This is a genomic window from Streptomyces sp. NPDC047453 (genome assembly GCF_040643155.1).
GTDB lineage: Bacteria > Actinomycetota > Actinomycetes > Streptomycetales > Streptomycetaceae > Streptomyces.
Window position 1 is genome coordinate 1 of record NZ_JBEYTS010000176.1, and the last position, 1,508, is coordinate 1,508.

The following is a 1,508-nucleotide window of genomic DNA, read 5'->3' on the forward strand; positions in this document are numbered from 1 at the left end:
GCCTAATGGGATTCATCGGGCCGTGAGAGAGACTACGGTCCGTAGCCGCCAGCAGGTGAGCACTCTTCATGCCGGAGCCATTCGAGCTCTGTGGTCAGACCGTGCCCCTGCTGGTCGGCCGGGAGGCCTGACTGCTGATGGGATGGCGTGCCCGCCGGGCGGTTGGGCGTGAGCACTGGATCCATTAGGGCGCGAGCCGTGCCTTCCGCTGGCTGCATGCAAGTACCGTGCGAGGGCAAGGAGTTGAGTGCTGTTGCTGTTCATCGGCGATGACTGGGCCGAGGACCACCACGATGTCGAGCTGCAGGACGAGACAGGCCGCAAACTGGCCTCCGCCCAGCTGCCCGAGGGCGTGGAGGGCATCGCCAAGTTGCACACGCTCATCGCCCGGCACGGCGGCGAGGACCTGGAGCCCGAGAAGGTGGCGGTCGGGATCGAGACCGACCGGGGCCCGTGGGTGCAGGCGCTGATCGCAGCCGGCTACCGCGTCTACGCGATCAACCCGCGCCAGGCCGCGCGGTTCAAGGAACGGTATGGCACCTCCGGGGCCAAGAGCGACAAGGGCGACGCACACGCGCTCGCCGATATGGTGCGCATCGACGGCCCCCAGCTGCGACCCGTTGCAGGCGACAGCGACCAGGCCCAGGCCGTCCGCGTGGTCGCCCGCGCTCACCAGACCCTGATCTGGGAACGCACCCGCACCTTCCAGCGGCTGCGCAACACACTGCGCGAGTACTTCCCGGGCGCGCTGACCGCCTACGCGTCCCTGGAGCTGACCAGCACCGACGCCCTGGAACTGCTGGTCAAGGCGCCCACCCCGGAGCAGGCGGCGAAGCTCACGAAGCCGCAGATCACCGCGGTCCTGGCCCGGCACCGGCGCCACCACCGCGACCAGAAGGCCGGCGCGATCCAGGCCGCGCTCCGCGAGCCCCAGCTCGGCGTCGCCGCCCCGGTCGCGGCCGCCTACGGCGCCGCCGCGACCGCGCATGCCAGGCTCCTGATCGCCCTGAACGAGCAGATAGCCATGATGGAAGAACAGGTGAGCGCGCATTTTCGCGCGCACCCGGACGCTGAGATCTACCTGTCGATGCCCGGCATCGGCACGATCACCGGCGCCCGGGTGCTGGCCGAGTTCGGGGACGACCCCACCCGTTACACCTCCGCGAAGGCCCGCAAGAACTACGCCGGCACCAGCCCCATCACCCGTGCTTCCGGCCGGACCCACGCCGTTCAGGCCCGCTATGCACGCAACAGCCGCCTCGCCGATGCCCTGCACCGGCAGGCGTTCTCGGCGCTGAACACCTCGCCCGGAGCCCGGCGCTACTACGACAAGCAGCGCGCCCGCGACACGGGCTACAACCCCGCCCTGCGTCAGCTCGGCAACCGCCTCGTCGGCATCCTCCACGGATGTCTCAAGACGCGCACTCCCTACGACGAATCCACCGCGTGGTCACACCACGCGACCCTCTCGGCCGCCACTTGACACCACAACGGCATGGGATGTCTGA

General features: G+C 69.6%; 1 protein-coding gene. It reads left to right on the forward strand.

Annotated features, from left to right (window positions below; translation table 11 throughout):
- Positions 1-253 precede the first annotated feature (253 nt).
- Positions 254-1,483: an IS110 family transposase gene (locus tag ABZ818_RS42760; RefSeq protein WP_361427744.1), complete on the forward strand. Its 1,230-nt coding sequence runs from the start codon at positions 254-256 to the stop codon at positions 1,481-1,483.
- The last annotated feature ends 25 nt before the right edge of the window (positions 1,484-1,508 follow it).